At 72.3% G+C, this 17,909-nt stretch carries 19 protein-coding genes; 9 read left to right on the top strand and 10 right to left on the bottom strand.

Annotated features, from left to right (window positions below; all coding sequences use genetic code 11):
- Nucleotides 1–27 precede the first annotated feature (27 nt).
- Entirely contained in the window at nt 28–642 is a 615-nt protein-coding gene (locus ACFV2X_RS14975; RefSeq protein ID WP_385616140.1) for an FMN-binding negative transcriptional regulator, read from the bottom strand.
- Nucleotides 643–776: 134 nt separating this feature from the next.
- Complete coding sequence (locus ACFV2X_RS14980; RefSeq protein ID WP_385616143.1) at nt 777–1,838, bottom strand: ATP-dependent DNA ligase; 1,062 nt, start codon at nt 1,836–1,838, stop codon at nt 777–779.
- A gap of 77 nt (nt 1,839–1,915) precedes the next feature.
- Here ACFV2X_RS14980 and ligD point away from each other — a divergent pair, with 77 nt between their 5' ends.
- Nucleotides 1,916–2,920: a non-homologous end-joining DNA ligase gene (gene ligD / locus ACFV2X_RS14985; RefSeq protein ID WP_385616146.1), complete on the top strand. Its 1,005-nt coding sequence runs from the start codon at nt 1,916–1,918 to the stop codon at nt 2,918–2,920.
- 35 nt (nt 2,921–2,955) lie between these two features.
- Here ligD and ACFV2X_RS14990 read toward each other — a convergent pair whose 3' ends face one another.
- From ACFV2X_RS14990 to ACFV2X_RS15000, 3 genes are all read right to left on the bottom strand, one after another.
- Nucleotides 2,956–5,070, bottom strand: a complete 2,115-nt coding sequence (locus ACFV2X_RS14990) for a SpoIIE family protein phosphatase (protein WP_385616148.1) — start codon at nt 5,068–5,070, stop codon at nt 2,956–2,958.
- Between the two features lie 157 nt (nt 5,071–5,227).
- Nucleotides 5,228–6,082 (bottom strand): caspase family protein, encoded by an 855-nt coding sequence (locus ACFV2X_RS14995; RefSeq protein WP_385616151.1) that lies wholly within the window; start codon nt 6,080–6,082, stop codon nt 5,228–5,230.
- A gap of 86 nt (nt 6,083–6,168) precedes the next feature.
- Complete coding sequence (locus tag ACFV2X_RS15000; RefSeq protein ID WP_385616154.1) at nt 6,169–6,777, bottom strand: TetR/AcrR family transcriptional regulator; 609 nt, start codon at nt 6,775–6,777, stop codon at nt 6,169–6,171.
- A gap of 117 nt (nt 6,778–6,894) precedes the next feature.
- Here ACFV2X_RS15000 and ACFV2X_RS15005 point away from each other — a divergent pair, with 117 nt between their 5' ends.
- The gene (locus tag ACFV2X_RS15005; protein WP_385616157.1) at nt 6,895–7,383 is read left to right on the top strand and encodes a nuclear transport factor 2 family protein; all 489 of its coding nucleotides are present in this window, start codon (nt 6,895–6,897) and stop codon (nt 7,381–7,383) included.
- Entirely contained in the window at nt 7,376–8,245 is an 870-nt protein-coding gene (locus tag ACFV2X_RS15010) for an NAD(P)H-binding protein (protein ID WP_385616160.1), read from the top strand. Before ACFV2X_RS15005 ends, ACFV2X_RS15010 begins: the two co-directional genes overlap by 8 nt.
- 24 nt (nt 8,246–8,269) lie before the next feature.
- Here ACFV2X_RS15010 and ACFV2X_RS15015 read toward each other — a convergent pair whose 3' ends face one another.
- A complete protein-coding gene (locus ACFV2X_RS15015) occupies nt 8,270–8,773 on the bottom strand; it encodes a hypothetical protein (RefSeq protein ID WP_385616163.1) in 504 nt (167 codons plus the stop codon).
- Nucleotides 8,774–8,869: 96 nt separating this feature from the next.
- Nucleotides 8,870–9,295 (bottom strand): ATP-binding protein, encoded by a 426-nt coding sequence (locus ACFV2X_RS15020; protein WP_385616166.1) that lies wholly within the window; start codon nt 9,293–9,295, stop codon nt 8,870–8,872.
- 443 nt (nt 9,296–9,738) lie between these two features.
- On the opposite strand from ACFV2X_RS15020, the gene ACFV2X_RS15025 reads away from it, so the two are divergent.
- Nucleotides 9,739–10,566, top strand: coding sequence for an SDR family NAD(P)-dependent oxidoreductase (locus ACFV2X_RS15025; protein ID WP_385616445.1), 828 nt, complete (start codon nt 9,739–9,741; stop codon nt 10,564–10,566).
- Nucleotides 10,567–10,755: 189 nt separating this feature from the next.
- Here ACFV2X_RS15025 and ACFV2X_RS15030 read toward each other — a convergent pair whose 3' ends face one another.
- A complete protein-coding gene (locus tag ACFV2X_RS15030) occupies nt 10,756–12,180 on the bottom strand; it encodes a hypothetical protein (RefSeq protein WP_385616169.1) in 1,425 nt (474 codons plus the stop codon).
- A 290-nt stretch (nt 12,181–12,470) separates the two neighbouring features.
- Between ACFV2X_RS15030 and ACFV2X_RS15035 the strand changes: the two genes are divergently transcribed.
- The 4 genes from ACFV2X_RS15035 to ACFV2X_RS15050 all read left to right on the top strand — a co-directional run bounded on the left by ACFV2X_RS15035 (nt 12,471) and on the right by ACFV2X_RS15050 (nt 15,060).
- Nucleotides 12,471–13,292, top strand: coding sequence for a helix-turn-helix domain-containing protein (locus ACFV2X_RS15035; RefSeq protein ID WP_385616447.1), 822 nt, complete (start codon nt 12,471–12,473; stop codon nt 13,290–13,292).
- Nucleotide 13,293: 1 nt separating this feature from the next.
- Nucleotides 13,294–13,533, top strand: a complete 240-nt coding sequence (locus ACFV2X_RS15040; protein ID WP_385616172.1) for a DUF397 domain-containing protein — start codon at nt 13,294–13,296, stop codon at nt 13,531–13,533.
- A gap of 295 nt (nt 13,534–13,828) precedes the next feature.
- Nucleotides 13,829–14,170 carry a hypothetical protein gene (locus ACFV2X_RS15045; protein WP_385616174.1) on the top strand — a complete coding sequence of 114 codons (342 nt, stop codon included), beginning with the start codon at nt 13,829–13,831 and terminating at the stop codon, nt 14,168–14,170.
- Nucleotides 14,171–14,232: 62 nt separating this feature from the next.
- Entirely contained in the window at nt 14,233–15,060 is an 828-nt protein-coding gene (locus tag ACFV2X_RS15050) for an SAM-dependent methyltransferase (protein WP_385616177.1), read from the top strand.
- An 18-nt stretch (nt 15,061–15,078) separates the two neighbouring features.
- Here ACFV2X_RS15050 and ACFV2X_RS15055 read toward each other — a convergent pair whose 3' ends face one another.
- Complete coding sequence (locus ACFV2X_RS15055) at nt 15,079–16,305, bottom strand: acyl-CoA dehydrogenase family protein (RefSeq protein WP_385616180.1); 1,227 nt, start codon at nt 16,303–16,305, stop codon at nt 15,079–15,081.
- A 153-nt stretch (nt 16,306–16,458) separates the two neighbouring features.
- Here ACFV2X_RS15055 and ACFV2X_RS15060 point away from each other — a divergent pair, with 153 nt between their 5' ends.
- The gene (locus tag ACFV2X_RS15060) at nt 16,459–17,109 is read left to right on the top strand and encodes a TetR family transcriptional regulator (RefSeq protein ID WP_385616183.1); all 651 of its coding nucleotides are present in this window, start codon (nt 16,459–16,461) and stop codon (nt 17,107–17,109) included.
- A gap of 46 nt (nt 17,110–17,155) precedes the next feature.
- Here the strand turns inward: ACFV2X_RS15060 and def are convergent, their stop codons facing one another.
- Nucleotides 17,156–17,731, bottom strand: coding sequence for a peptide deformylase (gene def, locus ACFV2X_RS15065; RefSeq protein WP_385616186.1), 576 nt, complete (start codon nt 17,729–17,731; stop codon nt 17,156–17,158).
- Nucleotides 17,732–17,909: the final 178 nt, after the last annotated feature.

Genomic DNA, 17,909 nt, shown 5'->3' on the forward strand with positions numbered 1-17,909 from the left:
TCCGCCCCCTCGGTCGTCAGCTGGTCCTCAGCCCCCGTCGCCGAGCTGCCGTCTGAGATTCGCCATCTCGTCGGCCAGCGCCCCTTCCTGACGTGCCCGGACACCGGCGAGAGCCCCGTCGAACGAGGGGCGGTTCTTGTCCTGGCTCAGCTTGAAGGCGGGCTCGACGCGGGGGGTGGTCATCCGAAAGCCCCGGATATCGGGCAGGTACTGCTCGATGAACTCCTCACGGACCTCCAGGGCGGGCTCGTGGTGGTCCAGGAGCGCGCCGAGGTGCGCGCGCAGTCCGCTGTCGGTGAGCGGTTCGGCGCCGCCGTACATATGGACGGCGGCGTAGTTCCAGGTCGGCACGTTCTCGTGGTCGTACCACGTTGGCGAGATATAGCCGTCCACGGCGCGGAAGACGACCAGGAACCGCGAGTCGTCGTCGATCCGCTCGGCGATGGCGTTGTGCGCCGCCACATGGAAGAACAGCGTCAGGGGGCGCTCGTCGTCGCCGGGGTCGACCTGCACCGGGATGTGCGAGACCGCGGGGTCCGTGGTGTCGAGCAGGATGACCGTGGCGAAGCCGATCCTCCGCGCGACCTCCACCGCGTACGCGGTGTTCGGCTGCGGTAGCCAGGAAGGCGTATAGGCCGTCATACGTCAACCTTAACGAGCCTGCCCCGCCCACCAGTCGGGATCGGCCGCGGTGTCCGCCGTCGCTCATCCGGCGGGGGGTCGCACGGAAGCACTCCTGGAGCGCCCGGGGGTTGCTGAGGGGCGCTGAGGGGGCGTCAGGTACCCAGCACCGCCCGCAGGTCGTAGCGCACCGGCTCTTCCAGCTGGGCGTAGGTGCAGCCGCGTGGCTCGCGGTCGGGCCGCCAGCGGCGGAACCTGGCCGTATGGCGGAAGCGGTCGCCCTGCATATGGTCGTACGCCACCTCGCACACCCGCTCCGGCCGCAGCGGCATCCACGACAGGTCCTTGACGCCGGTCCAGCGGCTGGGCGCGCCGGGCATCCGGCCGCGCGTCTGCGCCTCCTCGCTGGCCCAGTCGGCCCAGGGGTGTCCTGCGAGGGTGTCCATCCGCAGCGGTTCCAGCTCGGCCATGAGCTCCTGCCGGCGCCGCACCGAGAAGGCGCCGCACACGCCGACGTGCTGGAGCCGGCCGGCGGCGTCGTACAGGCCCAGCAGCAGCGACCCGACGACCGGGCCTGACTTGTGCTGCCGCATCCCCGCCACCACGCAGTCAGCGGTCCGCTCGTGTTTCACCTTGACCATGACCCGCTCCCCCGGCCGGTAGCCGAGGTCGGGGTGTTTGGCGATGACGCCGTCCAGACCCGCGCCCTCGAACTGCTGGAACCACTGCTCGGCGAGGGCCTGGTCATCGGTCCAGGGCGCGGTGTGGACCGGGTCCGCGGCCTGGCGCAGCGCCTCGGTCAGCGCGTCCCGCCGCTGCCGCAGCGGCGTGTCCATCAGGGACTCGTCCCCCAGCGCGAGCAGGTCGAAGGCCACGAAGCTCGCCGGGGTCGCCTCGGCGAGCCGGCGCACCCGCGAATCGGCTGGGTGGATGCGCTCCAGGAGCGCGTCGAAGTCCAGACGGCTCCCGCGTACGATCACGATCTCGCCGTCGAGGACGCAGCGCGGCGGCAGATTCGCCCGGAGCGCGCCGACCAGTTCCGGGAAGTAGCGGGTCAGCGGTTTGCCCGAGCGGCTGACCAGCTCGATCTCGTCCCGGTCGCGGAAGACGAGCGCCCGGAAGCCGTCCCATTTCGCCTCGTACCACATGCCCGGCGGGATGGCGGCCACGGACTTGGCCAGCATCGGCTCCACCGGCGGCATCACCGGAAGGTCCATGCCCCGATTCTCCGTCCCTCCCCGGCCCGGCGCCCGCCGGGAGGTGGCCTGTGCCCCGCGGGCCTAGCGTTGAATCCATGGCAGAGACGGCGGAGCTCACGGTCGGCGAGCGCACGGTACGGCTGACCAACCCCGGCAAGGTCTATTTTCCGCAGCGGGGCTTCACCAAGCTGGACGTCGCCCGCTACTACCTGGCCGTCGGCGACGGCGTCCTGCGGGCGCTGCGGGACCGGCCGACGACGCTGGAGCGCTACCCGGACGGCGTAGAGGGCGAGTCGTTCTTCCAGAAGCGGGCGCCGAAGAACCTGCCCGAGTGGATTCCGACCGGGCGGATCTCCTTCCCCAGCGGGCGCCATGCGGACGAGATCTGCCCCACCGAGCCCGCGGCCGTCGTCTGGGCGGCGAACCTGGGGTGTCTGACCTTCCACCCGTGGCCGGTCCGGCGGCTGGACACCGACCACCCCGACGAGCTGCGGATCGATCTGGACCCGCAGCCGGGGACCGACTACGAGGACGCGGTGTGGGCGGCCGGCCAGCTGCGGCCGGTGCTGGAGGAGCTGGGGCTGCGGGGGTGGCCGAAGACCTCGGGCGGCCGCGGGCTGCATGTGTTCGTGCCCATCGCGCCGGAGTGGACCTTCACCCAGGTGCGCCGGGCCGCCATCGCCATCGCGCGTGAGCTGGAGCGGCGCGCGCCGCGGCGGATCACCACGGCGTGGTGGAAGGAGGAGCGCGGCGAGAAGGTGTTCGTGGACTACAACCAGACGGCCCGCGACCGGACCATCGCCAGCGCCTATTCCGTACGCCCCCGGCCGCACGCCCCGGTCTCGGCGCCGCTGCGCTGGGAGGAGGTGCCCGACGCCAGGCCGCGGGACTTCGATCTGGCCACCATGCCGGTGCGGTTCCGGGAGCTGGGCGATGTGCACGCCGAGATGGACGGGCAGGTCTGCCGCCTGGAGGCCGCCCTGGAGCTGGCCGACCGTGACGAGCGCGAGCACGGCCTGGGCGATCTGCCGTATCCGCCCGACCATCCGAAGGTGAAGGGCGAGCCGAAGCGGGTGCAGCCGAGCCGCGCCAGGAAGTGACGCCCGGCGTCACCGCCGATGCTCACGGGTGTACGTCACTGACCAGCGCTTCCCCCATGCGGCGAACGGTCGCGCAGCCGCGCCAGGAGCAGCGCCACATCGTCGTCCGGCGCCCCGTGCAGGGCGGCCAGCACCTGGTCGCAGGTCCGTTCCAGCGGGCCCTGCTGGCGGCTCAGCAGCTCCAGCAGGGTGCGCAGGCCCACGTCGATGGACTGGTGGCGCTTCTCGACCAGACCGTCGGTGAACAGGGCGAGCAGGGTGCCCGGCGACAGCTCGCATTCGACCGAGGCGAACGGCACGCCGCCCACGCCCAGCGGCGCGCCGCTGGGCATGTCGAGGAGTTCGGCCCGCCCGCCGGGGCGCACCAGCACCGGTGGCAGATGGCCGGCGGTGGACAGCAGGCAGCGGCCGCTGCGCGGATCGCAGACCGCGTACAGGCAAGTGGCGATCGAGTCGCCCAGGGTGATGGTGATGTCGTCGAGGTGGCGCAGCAGTTCGGCGGGCGACAGGTCGAGCTGGGCGAAGGCGCGGGTGGCGGTGCGCAGCTGGCCCATGATCGCCGCGGCGTGGATGCCCTTGCCCATCACATCGCCGACCACCAGGGCCACCTTGCCGTCCTTGAGCGAGAGCACATCGAACCAGTCGCCGCCGGCCGCGCTGACCGCGGGCAGATACCGGGAGGCGATCTCCAGGCCGTCCAGATCGCGCGGCTGCTGGGACAGCAGGCTGCGCTGCAGGGTAAGTGCCGCGTCGCGCTCCCGGGCGTACAGGCGGGCGTTGTCGATGCACAGCGCGGCGCGGGTGGCCAGTTCGCAGGCGAGGGTGAGGTCCTGCTCGTCGAAGGGCCGGGCGTTGATCGTCCGGTGCAGGCTGAGGGTGCCGAGCACGCTGCCGCGGGCGATCAGCGGGGCCGCCAGATAGGAGTGGACGCCCTCCTTGCTCAGTACGGCGGCGGACGCCTCGTCGCGCGCGATGCGCCGCAGGTCCCCGTCGGTCACCTGGGGCAGGAAGATCGGCTGGGCGTCACGGACACAGCGCGTGATCATGCGGCTCGGGTCGTACCGGGCGATCTCGCCGACCGGGTCCGCCGCGTGCACGGCGTTGGTGGGGTAGCCCGCCGCCACGGCCAGCGCCCGGAAGCGGGCCCAGCCGTCGGCGCCCACCCGGGCCATGGGCTCGCGGTGCACCACGGCGTCCAGCACATCCACGGCGGCGAGGTCGGCCAGCCGGGGCACGGTCACATCGGCCAGCTCCTGGGCGGTCTGCCGCAGGTCCAAGGTGGTGCCGATGCGGACTCCGGCCGCGGCGATCAGGGCCAGCCGCTCACGGGCCTCGGCGACCTCGCTGGCCTCCCGGTGGCGCCGGGACACATCGAACACCGAGACCGCGATGCCCAGGACCCGTCCGCCGGGGTCCTCCAGCCGGTAGTACGACTCCGACCAGGCGTGCTCATGGTCCGGGTCGGCCGGGGTCCGGCCGACGGTCTGCTGGTCGAGCAGCGGCTGCCCGGACTCCAGGACGTGCAGCATCGCGCCCTCGATGGCCGAGGCGTCAAGACCCGGCAGCACGTCCGTCAGGCTCCGGCCCCGCAGGTCGCGCTCGGACAGGCCGTTCATCTCCAGCAGGGCCGGGTTGGCGAGGATCCACCGCAGGTCCGTGTCGAATACGGCGAGGCCCACGGGGGACTGCTCGACCAGGAAGCCGGAGACGGCCAGGTCGGTCTCCAGCTGCCGTACGGTGCCCTCGTCGGCCGCGAGCCCGAGCGCGTAGGCGTCGCCGTGGGAGTCGCGCAGGCCCATGGTGCGGAACTCCACCCGCAGGGCGGTGCCGTCCTTGTGCCGGACCGGAAAGACGCCCGCCCACATCTTGCCCGCCTGCACCCGCTGGAACAGTTCCACCGCGGACCGCCGGTTCTCGCGGTCGACCAGCAGCCGGGCGGCGTTCTGGCCCAGGGCCTCGGAGGCGCGGTAGCCGAGCAGCTGCTCGGCCTCCGGGCTCCACAGGGCGACACGGCCGTCGCTGTCCAGCACCACGGCGGCGACCCGTAGCAGATCGAGCAGACCTCCCGGGGCGGCGAGATCGTTGAGCTCCGCCTCGCCGTCCCCTCGCGGGCGGTCTCGCGCGTTCGGCGGGCGGTTTTGCGAAGTCATCCGGGTACCTCATTCCCCGCTGCCCGTACGCAGGGGCGGGCCGACGCGGCACCAGCGATCGGCCGGGCGGGCGTGCCCTTCTTCTGTCATACCTCTCCAGGCCCGGCCCCGCACACCCAGGTCATCGGCGGGCACGGCCGCGACACGCCAGGGACGGTCAGATGGTGAAGGGCCGCTGCCGGGCGAAGGCGGGCAGCGGCGGGCCGGCCTGGAACAGATTGGGGGTCTGGTCCGGGGGCATCCGCTTGGTGACCTCCCGGTGCAGCCTGCGGTAGCTGCCCTCGAAGGCGCCGTCCCGCCAGACGTCCAGGAGGGTGCCCGTGAACAGGCCGTTGACCATCCCGTCCGCGGAGGTCTGGTTGTCCTGGCAGCCGGAGATCTGCAGCACGGTGGCGTCGATCTCGGCGAGGTCCTTGGCGGTGCGGGCGTTCTGGATCCCGTCGTAGAACGCGCGGTCCCGCTTGTAGACGACGGACTGCACCGGAAGCGGCATCACCCTGATCCGCTTGGCGACCTCGTCCGGCTGGTCGGTGCTGAACCGCCGGTCGAGCTCGCGGGGGCTGAGCACCTCGGGCAGGACCTTGGCCACCGTTCCGCTGTGACAGCTGTCGGAGAGCATCCAGATCCGCACCCCCTTGGCGAACCTCCCGAACAGGTCGAAGAGCTCGTCGTCGACCAGCTGCCGGTCGTAGAGCACCCAGGTCTCGTCCAGCCGGTCGCCGGTCTCGTCGTGGTTGAGGTCCGGCACCTGCCCGCCGTGGCCCGAGTAGGTGAGGAAGAGAATGTCGCCGCCGGTGAGCCGGCCGGCCGCGGACTCCACGGCCGCGGAGACCGCGTCGGCCGTGGCGGCGGAGGTGAGCAGCGGGTCGGTGACGGTGAAGCCCGCGGACCCGGCGAGCCGCGCCATATCGCTCGCGTCCTGCTCGCAGGCGTTGAGGTCGCCGCTCCAGCCGTCGTAGCGCGCGGGGTCGACCTGGTTGAGGCCGATGTGGACCGAGAGGCCGGTTGCCATGGCGGGCTCCTTCCGAGAGGTGGAGGTGACGACGGACCTCCGCCGACTCAGCGATGATGGGGCCACTCGTCCCGCCATGCCCTGTTTCACTGGGCCATCCGGGCTCCCAGGGCGCGCAGCACGGTGTGGGCGGTGCGCTCCAGATAGTCGGCGTCGGGGCGCACCCCGCGGATGGACACATGCCAGTAGACCAGCGCCCCGAGCAGATCGAGCGCCAGCTCGCGGTCCGTGTCCGGGGGCAGCTCGCCGCGCCGCACCGCCCGGTCGAGCACGTCGGTCACGCGCGAGCGGCGCGGTTCACCGATGGACCTGGCCAGCGCCTGGGCCAGCTCGGGGTCGCGGTTGGCCTCGGCGATGAGGTCCGGGAAGATCCGCGAGAACCGCGGATGGGTGAGCCAGTCGGCCACCGCGCCGAGCATGGCCAGCACATCGCCGCGCAGCGAGCCGGTGTCGGGTGCCTCGGCGAGTTCGACGCTCAGCTCGGAGGTGACCGCGATGATCATGTGCTGCTTGGAGGGCCAGCGGCGGTACAGAGCGCTCTTGCCGACCCCCGCCCGTTTGGCCACCGCCTCCATCGAGAGCCGTCCGTAGCCGTGCTCGGCGAGCTCGTCGAGCACGGCCTCGGCGATGGCCGCGGTCTTGTCGGCGCGCAGGGCTGCGGCGCCGCTCGGGGCGCGTCGGGTCGGCTCAGGCATGCGCAGACGGTAGCAGATGGACGGAACGGTACCGTTCCGTTTACGCTCGACCGGAAGGACGGAACGGTACCGTCCCGTCCAATCTCGTTTCCGAGAGTTTCCGAGGGACGCTCGCCCATGAACACAACCCACCAGACCGACCAGACCCACCGCACCCCCCGCCCCCGTACGGCCGTCGAGGTGTTCGACCGGGCCAAGGAGCTGCTGCTCGCCCACGACATGCTCGGGTTCGCCGACCTGTGGGCCGCCGACGGGACCATGGAGTTCCCGTTCGCGCCGCCCGGCCGGCCCAGCCGACTGGAGGGGCGCGAGGCGGTGCGGGAGTATCTGCGCGACTACACCGACCTGCTGGATGCGCGCGCGGTGACCCACGACGTCAGGCACCGCACCGAAGACCCGAACGCCCTGATCGTCGAGTGGGCGGTGGAGGGGATCGCCGTCCGCACCGGCCGCCCGTACCGCATGGCGTACGTCGCCTTCATCACGGTCGAGGACGGCGAGATCACCTCCTACCGCGACTACTGGAACCCGCTCGCCGCCGGCCAGGTGCTGGGCATCCTCGACGAGCTGACCGCCGTGTACGCGGGAGGCCGGGCCGATGGCTGACCCCACCGGCCCCACCGGCCCCACCGTTTTGGTCACCGGCGCGACCGGGAACACCGGCTCCCGGCTGCTGCCGCTCCTCGCCGCCCACGGCGCCCGGATCAGGGCCGCCGCCCGCCGCCCGGCCCCCGGGGCACGGCCGTACGAGACCGTCCGGTTCGACTGGCGCGACCCGGCCACCCACGCCGCGGCGCTGGACGGGGTGACCCATCTCTATCTCATCGCCCCGGTGGCGGAGGCCGAGCCGCTGGCGCTGGTCGAGCCGTTCCTGGCCGACGCGGTCCGCCGGGGCGTACGGCGCGTGGTGCTGCTCAGCTCCTCCGCGGTCAGCCCAGAGATGCCGGGCCTTGGGGCGCTGCACCGGCTCGTCCAGGACACCGTGCCCGAGTGGGCGGTGCTGCGGCCCTCGTGGTTCATGCAGAACTTCACCGGCGACCACCCGGTGGCCCAGGGGATCCGTACGCGCGGTGAGATCGTCACCGCCACCGGGGATGCCGGGGTCGGCTTCGTCGACGCGGGCGACATCGCCGCCGTCGCCGCCCGCGCCCTCCTGGACGAACGGCCGCACGACACCGCGCACACCATCACCGGGCCCGAGGCGATCGGCTACGGCGACGCGGCGCGCATCATCGCCGAGGTGTCCGGCCGGGCCGTCCGCCATGTCCCGGTGGACACCGCGACCCTGGCCGGGCGGCTGGCCGACGCGGGATACCCGAAGGAGTTCGCCACCATGCTGGCCGGGCTCGACGAGGCCGTCCGGCGCGGCGCGGAGGACCGTACGACCGACACGGTGCGCCGCGTCACCGGGCGCGCTCCACGCTCCTTCCGCGACTTCGCCGTCGAGCACCGCGCGGAGTGGGCCTGAGCGGGGCCGGCGTCGTGGCACGGCTTATCGGAAGAGGGCGTACGGGGCGCGGTCCCGGGGGCTGGGGGGCGCACTGTCCCGCAGCGCGGCCCACAGCACCCGGCTGTCGGTGAGCGGGCCGCCCGGCCCGACCAGCCAGATGTGGCCCTGCCGTACGCATCCGGGCCGGGGGCAGCGCAGCACCCGGCCCGGCCCGGCGGCGGCCACGGCGCGGCGGCGGCCGTGGCCGGAGCCCCGCAGCCACGCCTTCCACTCCTGGGCCGAGCCGGGCGGTACGAGGAAGGAGAGCACATGGCTGGCGGTGGCCAGCATCACCGGGCCGATCACCGCCTCGTGCCGCCGCAGTGTCCGGACCACGGCCATCCCGGTGCCCTCGGACATCCGGACCAGGTCGAAGAGCCGGCCCACCGGGAGGTCGGCGAGGCCGTTTCCGCTGGCCCACTGCACACGCACCCGGCCGGGCTCCTCGCCGGCCGACGACAGCAGCCAGTCGGCCGCGGCGGTCTCCACGGTGCCTCGCCCACGCATGTCGCCTCCGGTCTCCCCTGTTGACTCGTCCGCTCCGGTCGCGCCGCCCCACCCTCGGCCCGGCCGTCTGTGCGCCCTACCGCGCCTCACCGCTCCCTAACGCGTCCGCCCGAGCGCCAGCGTGAACCACACCTTCTTGCCCGGGCCGTCCCCGTCCGGCGGTTCGGTGCCCCAGTCGTTGGCCAGGCCGTCGACGATGGCCAGCCCCCGCCCGGACTCCTCCGTCTCGGCCGCCGTACGGAAGACCGGCCGGACCGGCGAGCCGTCGGCCACCTCGATGCGCAACTCGTCCCCCGCGGGCTCCACGCCCACGGTGACGGTGACGGTGTCGGCGGGGCCGCTGCTGCCGTGCTCCACGGCGTTGGCGAACAGCTCGTTGGTGGCCAGCACCGCGCTCTCCACGGCATGGTCGAGCTGCCAGTACTTCAGGAAGGCGGTGAGCATCCGGCGGACGGCGAAGGCCCGGTCGGTCCGGGCCGGGAACTCGGCCCGGAAGAAACGGCGGGTCGCCAAGGAGATCACCGGCCCCTCCCCGCCGGCCGAGCCCATCGCGCCTGTCCTGCCTGTCGGTTCCGTCCGGCCTGCGGTGTCTGTCGGGTCCGGCGGGTCTGGCCGGCCTGTCGCGCCGATAACGCGCGCGGTGGGGGTGGTTGATGCCCCGGTAAGCGGGTAAGCGCATGCCTACGGCCCCCACCGCGGCATCCGCGCCGGGGGCGAGGGGTGCGCGCCCCTCGTCCCGCCCGCCGGGGCCGGCCGCCACGGGCGGCTGCGGCCCGGTCGCGGTGGCTGCCGGGTTGCGGCATGGTTTCCTCCTTCGAAGACAGCGGGACTACGTCGGTCACCGTTCACGTAGACAAACGGTTGGACGGTCCGGTCGGCGAGGGGGCACGGGGGTTGTTCGGTTGTACAGGCGTAGTGGTTCGGGTCGCACGCCCGTCGGACTGTACGGTCCGGGCGTGGTGAGCGTGAGTGAGGACCGCCGGCAGGAGCCCTGCCCGGCCGCGCGGTCCGGCGTGGACGGCAAGCGGATCGTGGTCACGGGGGGCACACGGGGCCTGGGCGAGCAGATCGTGCGCCTGTTGTTGGCCGACGGCGCCTCGGTTGCCACCTGTGCGCGGTCCGCGCCCGATCTGGCGGCCCTGGCGAAGTCGCTGCCCGACGACCAGGAGCGGGACGCGCTGTTCACCCAGGCGCTCGATGTCGTCGAGCCGGGTCTGCTGGAGGAGTTCGTCGAGGGCGCGGCGGAACGTTTCGACGGACTGGACGGCGTGGTGGCCTGCGTCGGCGGCGCCCGCGGTGGCGGCCTGGAGGATGCCGACGCCCACGACTGGGCCGCCACCTGGGAGTTGAACGTCGGCCACACCGCCCGGCTGGTGCGGGCCGCCGTGCCGTATCTGCGCGGGGCGCGCGGCACCGGGGGCGGATCGGTCGTGGTGATCGCCTCCATCTCCGGCTGGAAGCCGGGGCCGCAGGCCCAGTACGGCGCGGCGAAGGCCGCCCAGATCCATCTCGCGGCCTCGCTGGCCCGTGAACTCGGGCCCGACGGGATCCGGGTGAACGCCGTCTCCCCCGGGTCGATGCTCATCCCCGGCAAGCGCTGGGACCGGATGCGCGTCGCGCAGCCGGAGGCGTTCGCCAGGTTCGCGACGGAGTTTCCGAACGGCGAACTGGTCGCGCCGCAGGAGGTGGCGCGGGTCGTCGCGTTCCTTCTCTCGGACGCGTCCAGCGGGGTCTCCGGGGCCCATGTCCCGGTCGACCGGGCCCAGAACGCGCCCAGCGCGGAGGGCTATTAGACCCCTTCAGTGGATCCCCTTGGCGGACCCCGTTTGGTGGATCCCTTTCAGTGGATCCCTTTCGCAGACGCCATTGGCCTCGCCCGGGCCCTGCACACCCCCGGCGGTGCGGGGTCCGGGTGAGGCCCCCTTCCGGGCCGCATGGCGGTGGGGCCCGGAAGGAGCCAGGGAGGAGCGCCGTGGCGCGGCTCAGGCCGCGGCGCCGAGCAGGGTCCGGGAGCGGAGCTCGAAGTCGCGGACCATGGGCTCACCGCGGTGCGGCCGCAACCGGGTGCGGAAGTCGCGCAGGGCCTGCACCGAGCGCTCGCTGTGCACCCCGCTGAGCGCGCTGAGCGCCACGTCCGCGGTGCCGATCGCCTCGTCGAGCCGGTTCTGCTGGAGATGGGCGGTGGCCAGGACCGAGCGGCTGATGGCCTGGCGGCGGCGCCGGTCGCCGTTGGCCCGCACCGACTCGTCGGCGGCGCGCTCCGCCTGCGCCGCGCTGCCGAGGTCGCGGAAGCACAGCGCGGCCTCGGCCGCCAGATAGTGGTGGTCGAGGAAGCGGACCCACTCCGACTCCTCCTCGGCGCCCCGGCTCGCGTCCATCGCGGCGTCCGCCGAGCGCAGCGCGCGGGCGGCCTCGCGGGGCTCGTCGAGGGCCGCGTAGCCGCGGGCCGCCATGGCGTGCAGCCGCATCAGGCCCAGCGGGCTGCCCGCGTTCTTCGCCGTGGCCACGCCCACCCGGGCGAGTTCGACACCGGCCTGGGGCTGGCCGAGGTTGGTGGCCAGATGGGACAGGCCGGCCAGGATCTGGCCGCCGAGGACCTTGTCGCCGCCTTCGGCGCACAGCCGCAGCGCCTGGGTCATATAGCGCTGGGCCAGGCCGTATTCGGCGTTGTCGTAGCTGCTCCAGCCGGCCATCGCGGCCAGCTTGGCCGCGGCGGTGAACAGTTCGCGTCGCTCGCCCACGGGCACGCCGCGGCGCTGGAGCATGGGGACGACCTCGGTCGACAGGTACAGGACGATGCCGGCGCGGACCTGGCCGCCGCCGAATCGGTTGTCCATCTCGTCGAACATGCTGATCGCGGCGCGGACCTGCTCGATCCGGCCGGCGTCGGCTGCCGCGGCCGGATCGCCGGCGGCTGGACCGGTGCCCTGGTTCTCGACCAGCCACAGCAGCCATTCGCGCTGCGGGGTCACCAGCGCGCCGGCGACGAAGGGGACCGCGCCCAGCAGGCTGCGGCGGGATATGTCGGTGGAGCCGAGTTCGGCGAGCGTGTGCAAGGTTTCCGCCACGTCCTCCCGGTAGGCCAGCGCCCTGGCGACGACCGGGCGCTGTCGGTCGGGGATGAAGCCGAGCTCGGCAGGGGCCACCGGCCGGCCGAGCCGGTGGGAGAGCACGGCCGCGATCAGTTCCGGTGTCGTACCGCGCGGCTGGCCGCCCTGGAGCCAGCGGGTAACGGACGCCTTGTCGTAGTTGGAGGAGTGTCCCTGATGGCGCCCCAGCTCATTGACGCGCAGGGCCAATGAGGCGTATGAGCAGCCGGATTCCTTGAGGGCCGCGGCCAGAGCCTGGTTGGTGGCCGAGCCCCGGGGCCGGGTACCCGACGCGGCGCTGTTGGTCACCGCGGCCACCTCCGGCCCATGACGGTGCCGCGCGCCGCCGAGCCGCCGAGTGCCCGTAACGCCTTAGCGGAGAAGGGTGGTTGAGGGCACCAGCCGTGATGCGTGAGATGGGTCACGTGCCCCACTATGCGCGTCGACAGTCTCAGCTCGCAAGCTTCGTCCTGATAATTTCAGAACGATCCGCATCGCTCTGTCCGGTGCTCCGAGGTCATGGCACACTGCACCCACATGACGGTGATTCCGGGAGGCAGGACGTGAGTGAGGCACGGCCGGGGAGCGCCGCCCCCACCGTCTTACGCATGGTCCTGGGCAAGCGCCTACGCCATCTGCGGGAGCGGGCACAGGTGTCTTTCGAGGAGGCCGCCCGGGCCGTCGAGGTGACCCCGCTGACGGTCCGCCGGATGGAGAAGGCCGAGGTCGGCCTGAAGATCCCGTACGTCAAGGAGCTGCTGCGGACCTACGGCGTCCCGTCCCCGGAGATCGACGACTTCCTGGTCCTGACCCGGGAGGCCAACCAGCCCGGCTGGTGGCACCAGTTCCGCGATGTCGTACCGGAGTGGTTCAGCGCGTATGTGAGCCTGGAGAGCGAGGCCACCGTCATCCGCGCCTACGAACCGCACTACGTCCCCGGACTGCTGCAGACCGAGGACTACGCCCGCGCGGTGCTGCGCGCCGGGTTCCCCAACGACGCGGACGACGAGATCGAGCGCCGGATCGCCCTGCGCGTCAAGCGCCAGGCCCTGCTCTCCAAACCGGACGCCCCGGCCCTCTGGGCCATCTTGGAGGAGACCGCGCTGCGCCGCCCGGTCGGCGGGGCCGAGGTGATGCGCCGGCAGATCGACCATCTCATCGAGGCCCTGGCGATGCCCAAGGTCCGGCTGCAGATCATGCGGTTCGCGGCGGGGCCGCACCCCGGGGCCTTCGGCCCGCTGCACTACTTCCGCTTCGGATTCACCGAACTGCCCGACGTCGTCTACACCGAAAGCGTCACCGGCGCGGTCTATGTGGACCAGCCGGGCGAAGTCGTCACCTGTCTCGAGGTGTTGGACCGGATGGCCGTCCAGGCCGAGCCGGTCGGCGAGACGATTCCCATCCTGGCCGAACTGCGTAAGGAGCTCTGACATGACAGACCCGGTCTACAGCGGAATGCCGGCCATGGACCTCGGTACGGAGGGCTGGGAGAAGCCCTGGAGCGGCACCAACGGCGGCACCTGCATCGAGGCCAAGAGACTGCCGGACGGCCGCGTCGCGCTCCGCCAGTCCACGGACCCGGCCGGACCGGCCCTGATCTACTCCCGGGCCGAGGTCGCCTCGTTCCTCGAGGCCGCGAAGGCCGGCCGGGCCGACTTCCTCATCGCCTGAACGGTCCCCGCCACCCCGCGAAGCCTTGCGGAACGAGTCCCGGACTCCCCTCGGGCGTCCGGGCCACGCACAGTCAACTACTCGTCGATAAATCGACGAGCTTGCACAACGGGCGTCACTGGCTGTGACACATCGCTTGCGTCCAGCTCCATCGAAGCGGAGCAGGGGCGATCGACTGCGCCCCGCACCTACCCGGTCGAACGTCCCGTGTGAAACCGGGTCCACCGGCAAAGCCGGATCTGTGCCTTCGAGGACTCCCGCGTGGGGGCGGCAATCTACCGCAATCTGCGCAACGTTGGCCAGCTCCGCAGGCCAGAGGCTGCGGCTCGCCGGCCCGCTCGCGGTGGACTCCGGGTTCGTCGGCGAGCTCGTCTACGGGCCGCTGCGCCGGGGACACTCCCGGGTGACATGGATCGAGGCCTTCGACTTCGCCGAGACGGTGGCCGAGCGCGGCGGCGCCTTCGTCCATCTGGCGGCGTCACCGCCCGCGTCCACCGAGCGGTTGACCGGGCGGGGGGCCACGGCGGCCGCGGCCATGGCGGAGACCGAGGCCGCGGCCGCCGCCTACGAGCGCGCCTTCACCACCCTCGCCCAGCACGCCCCGGTGTTCACCGTGCGCCCGGACGCGGTGAAGTAGCCTGCCTCGGCGGTAAGTTGGAGCTCCGAGCACGGCCTCACGCATGGCAGGAGAATCCCCAGATGACTCACGGCTCGTCCACCCCCGGTCGGCAGGCCGCCTTAGGCAAGATCGACACGTCCGTGCCGCATTCGGCCCGCATCTGGAACTACTGGATGGGCGGCAAGGACAACTACGAGGTCGACCGGGTGGCCGGCGACCAGTACCGCGAGGTCGCGCCGACCATCGAGGTGATGGCCCGTGCGTCCCGGGCGTATCTGATCCGTACGGTGACGCATGTGGCCGGGGAGGCCGGGATCCGCCAGTTCCTGGACATCGGCACCGGGCTGCCGACGTACGACAACACCCACCAGGTCGCCCAGCGGGTCGCCCCCGAGGCCCGGATCGTCTATGTCGACAACGACCCCCTGGTGCTCCGGCACGCCCAGGCCCTGCTCACCAGCACCCCCGAGGGCGTCACCGACTACATCGACGCCGATCTGCACGAGCCCGACCGAATCCTGGAGGCCGCGAGCAAGACGCTGGACTTCAGCCGCCCCGTCGCGCTGATGCTGATGGGCATCCTGGGCCATGTCCAGGACTACGACGAGGCCCGGTCGATCGCCCGGCGGCTCCAGGACGCGCTCCCCGCCGGCAGCTACTTCGTGCACTACGACAGCACGGACACCGACCAGGCGCTCAAGCAGGCCCAGCAGGGCTACGACGACACCGGCGCGGTCCCGTACGTCCTGCGCAGCCCCGAGCAGATCGCGCGCTTCTACGACGGTCTGGAGCTGATCGAGCCGGGCATCGTGTCCTGCCCGCTGTGGCGCCCCGAGTCCGCCGAAACGCACATCGACGCGCCCATCGAGAAGACGGACGTCTACGGGGGCGTCGCGCACAAACCCTGACGCCCCCGGCGTCCGCCGCTAGCGGATCTGCACACCGGACAGGGTGCGGGCGATGACCAGTCGCTGGATCTCGCTCGTGCCCTCGAAGATGGTGAAGATCGCCGCATCGCGGTGCATCCGCTCCACCGGGTACTCACGGGTGAATCCGTTGCCCCCGAGGATCTGCACCGCCTGGGCCGTCACCGCCTTCACCGTCTCCCCGGCGAAGAGCTTGGACATCGACCCCTCGGCGGCGGTGAAGGGCTTGCCCGCGGTGGCCATCCAGGATGCGCGCCACACCAGCAGCCGCGCCGCGTCGATCCGTGTGCGCATATCGGCGAGCTGGAAGGCGATGCCCTGGTTGTCGATGATGGGCCGGCCGAACTGCACCCGGGTCTTGGCGTATTCGAGCGCGACCTCGTACGCCGCGCGGGCCACGCCGACCGCCTGGGCGCCGACCGCCGGGCGCGATGCCTCGAAGGTCGCCATGGCGGCGTTCTTGCCGCGCTCGGTGCCGCTGCGGGCGCGCTCGCGGGCGCGGGCGAGGCGTTCGTCGAGCTTCTCCTTGCCGCCGAGCAGACAGTGGCCGGGGACGCGGACGTCCTCCAGGACCACCTCGGCGGTGTGCGAGGCACGGATGCCGTGCTTCTTGAACTTCTGCCCCTGGGAGAGGCCGGGCGTGCCCGGGGGCACCACGAAGGAGGCGTGGCCGCGCGCGCCCAGCTCCGGGTCGACGGAGGCGATGACGACGTGGACGCCCGCGATGCCGCCGTTGGTGACCCAGGTCTTGGTGCCGTTGATCACCCATTCGTCCTTGGCCTCGTCGTAGACGGCCCGGGTGCGCATCGCGGCGACGTCCGATCCGGCGTCCGGCTCGGAGGAGCAGAACGCGGCGACCTTCACGTCGTTCGCGTCGCCGTACATGGGCGGGATCCAGGTGCCGACCTGTTCCTCGGTGCCGTTGGCGAGGACGGCGACGGCGGCCAGGGAGGTGCCGACGATGGAGAGCGCGATACCGGCGTCGCCCCAGAAGAGCTCTTCCATCGTCATCGGGATGCCGAGGCCGGTGGGGTCGAAGTACTGCTGGGCGTAGAAGTCCAGCGAGTACAGTCCGATCTTGGCGGCCTCCTGGATGATCGGCCAGGGGGTCTCCTCCCGCTCGTCCCATTCCGCGGCGGCCGGGCGCATCACATCGACCGCAAATCCGTGAATCCAGTCGCGGACCGCCTTCTGGTCGTCGTCGAGCTCGAACGAGAATTCCGGCATTACCCCTCCACCTGACTATTACCGTCGGTAACAAGAGTCTGTTACTCGCGAGTAGACGATGTCAACTCCCGCGGCCGATCCACCCCCTCACCGGGGCCAGGGGTGTTACGTTTCGCAGGCGTCAAGGAAGCACAGGGGGCGAGAGGCGACTTCATGGACACGGGCACCAGCCAGCGTGACGATCAGCAGCAGGCTGCCCAGCGGCGGCGCAAGGAACTGCTGGAGGCGGCGGACCGAGTGGTGCTGCGGGACGGCCCCGACGCCTCGATGAACGCCATCGCGGCGGAGGCGGGCATCACCAAACCCATCCTGTACCGCCACTTCGGCGACAAGAGCGGGCTCTACCGCGCCCTCGCCAAGCGCCACACCGACGCGCTGCTCGCCTCACTGCGCGCCGCCCTCGACGCCCCCAACGACCGCCGGGAGCGCGTCGAGGCCACCTTGGACACCTATCTGGCGGCGATAGAGGCGCGCCCCCAGGTCTACCGCTTCCTGATGCACCCCGCCGAGGACGCCCCCCAGGCCGAGCAGGGCTTCGACGTCGGCCGCCACTCGGCCCCGGTGCTGCGGCGCCTCGGCGAGGAGCTGGCCAAGGTGATCGCCGACCGGCTCGAACTCGGCCCCGGCGGCACGGAGCTGGCGCGCGTCTGGGGACACGGGATCGTCGGCATGATGCACGCGGCGGGCGACTGGTGGCTGCGCGAGCGGCCCTGTTCCCGCGCCGAGTTGGTACGGCACCTCACCGATCTGCTGTGGGGGCGGCTGACCACGATGGACGACCGCGTCGGCGCGCCCGGCTTCTGAGCGGGGGCGGCGGGGCCGCGGGGCCGGACGGGACCACCGGGCAGGGCTAGGGCTCACATGGTGGAGCTGTGCCCTCGGGCGCGTCCGCGGCCCAGGGCGCCCGCCGCACCGCGCGCAGCGCACGGCGGCGGCGCAGCCCGGTGAGCCGGTCGGTGAACAGGAGCCCGTCGAGATGGTCGCACTCGTGCTGCAGACAGCGCGCGAAGAAGCCCGTGCCCTCCACCCGCACCGGCTCCCCGGTCACCGTCACGCCCTCCACGACCGCGCGGTCGTGGCGTACGGTGCCCGCCTCGATACCGGGCAGCGACAGACAGCCCTCCGGCCCCCGCACCGTCACCCCGTCGGCCTCGACCAGCCGCGGATTGACCACATGCCCCAGATGCCGGCGGTCCTCGTCGTCCGGGCAGTCGTAGACGAACACCCGCAGGCCGACCCCGACCTGGTTGGCGGCGAGCCCGACACCCTGCGCCGCGTACATCGTCGCGTACATGTCCTCGACCAGCCGGGCGAGGGCCGCGTCGAAGGCGGTGACCTCCTCACAGGGGGTGGCCAGCACCGGATCGCCGAGCAGCCGCATCGGCCGCACCAGTCCGCGACTGCCGGGGATCGCGCCGTTTCGCATGGCAACAAAGCCTACGTGCCCGGCGCGGGCCCCGGCCCACGTGCGTGGTCCCCGACAAGCCGACGCGGGGCACCTGCCGGCGGTATCCGGGGCGCGGGCCAGGCGTCGCGGGCCCGGGAAGATCGGGGAGACGGTCCCGGTTGTGCGGGTGAGATTCGGGACAGCGCCCGGATCTCGA

This window comes from Streptomyces sp. NPDC059679 (assembly GCF_042734105.1).
Classification (GTDB): Bacteria; Actinomycetota; Actinomycetes; order Streptomycetales; family Streptomycetaceae; genus Streptomyces.

What these genes read in the sequence shown, in the direction of transcription:
- ACFV2X_RS14975 (WP_385616140.1), bottom strand. Translation starts at nt 642, where the DNA reads ATGACGGCCTATACGCCTTCCTGGCTACCGCAGCCGAACACCGCGTAC.
- ACFV2X_RS14980 (WP_385616143.1), bottom strand. Translation starts at nt 1,838, where the DNA reads ATGGACCTTCCGGTGATGCCGCCGGTGGAGCCGATGCTGGCCAAGTCC.
- ligD (WP_385616146.1), top strand. Translation starts at nt 1,916, where the DNA reads ATGGCAGAGACGGCGGAGCTCACGGTCGGCGAGCGCACGGTACGGCTG.
- ACFV2X_RS14990 (WP_385616148.1), bottom strand. Translation starts at nt 5,070, where the DNA reads ATGACTTCGCAAAACCGCCCGCCGAACGCGCGAGACCGCCCGCGAGGG.
- ACFV2X_RS14995 (WP_385616151.1), bottom strand. Translation starts at nt 6,082, where the DNA reads ATGGCAACCGGCCTCTCGGTCCACATCGGCCTCAACCAGGTCGACCCC.
- ACFV2X_RS15000 (WP_385616154.1), bottom strand. Translation starts at nt 6,777, where the DNA reads ATGCCTGAGCCGACCCGACGCGCCCCGAGCGGCGCCGCAGCCCTGCGC.
- ACFV2X_RS15005 (WP_385616157.1), top strand. Translation starts at nt 6,895, where the DNA reads ATGAACACAACCCACCAGACCGACCAGACCCACCGCACCCCCCGCCCC.
- ACFV2X_RS15010 (WP_385616160.1), top strand. Translation starts at nt 7,376, where the DNA reads ATGGCTGACCCCACCGGCCCCACCGGCCCCACCGTTTTGGTCACCGGC.
- ACFV2X_RS15015 (WP_385616163.1), bottom strand. Translation starts at nt 8,773, where the DNA reads ATGCGTGGGCGAGGCACCGTGGAGACCGCCGCGGCCGACTGGCTGCTG.
- ACFV2X_RS15035 (WP_385616447.1), top strand. Translation starts at nt 12,471, where the DNA reads ATGGTCCTGGGCAAGCGCCTACGCCATCTGCGGGAGCGGGCACAGGTG.
- ACFV2X_RS15040 (WP_385616172.1), top strand. Translation starts at nt 13,294, where the DNA reads ATGACAGACCCGGTCTACAGCGGAATGCCGGCCATGGACCTCGGTACG.
- ACFV2X_RS15050 (WP_385616177.1), top strand. Translation starts at nt 14,233, where the DNA reads ATGACTCACGGCTCGTCCACCCCCGGTCGGCAGGCCGCCTTAGGCAAG.
- ACFV2X_RS15055 (WP_385616180.1), bottom strand. Translation starts at nt 16,305, where the DNA reads ATGCCGGAATTCTCGTTCGAGCTCGACGACGACCAGAAGGCGGTCCGC.
- ACFV2X_RS15060 (WP_385616183.1), top strand. Translation starts at nt 16,459, where the DNA reads ATGGACACGGGCACCAGCCAGCGTGACGATCAGCAGCAGGCTGCCCAG.
- def (WP_385616186.1), bottom strand. Translation starts at nt 17,731, where the DNA reads ATGCGAAACGGCGCGATCCCCGGCAGTCGCGGACTGGTGCGGCCGATG.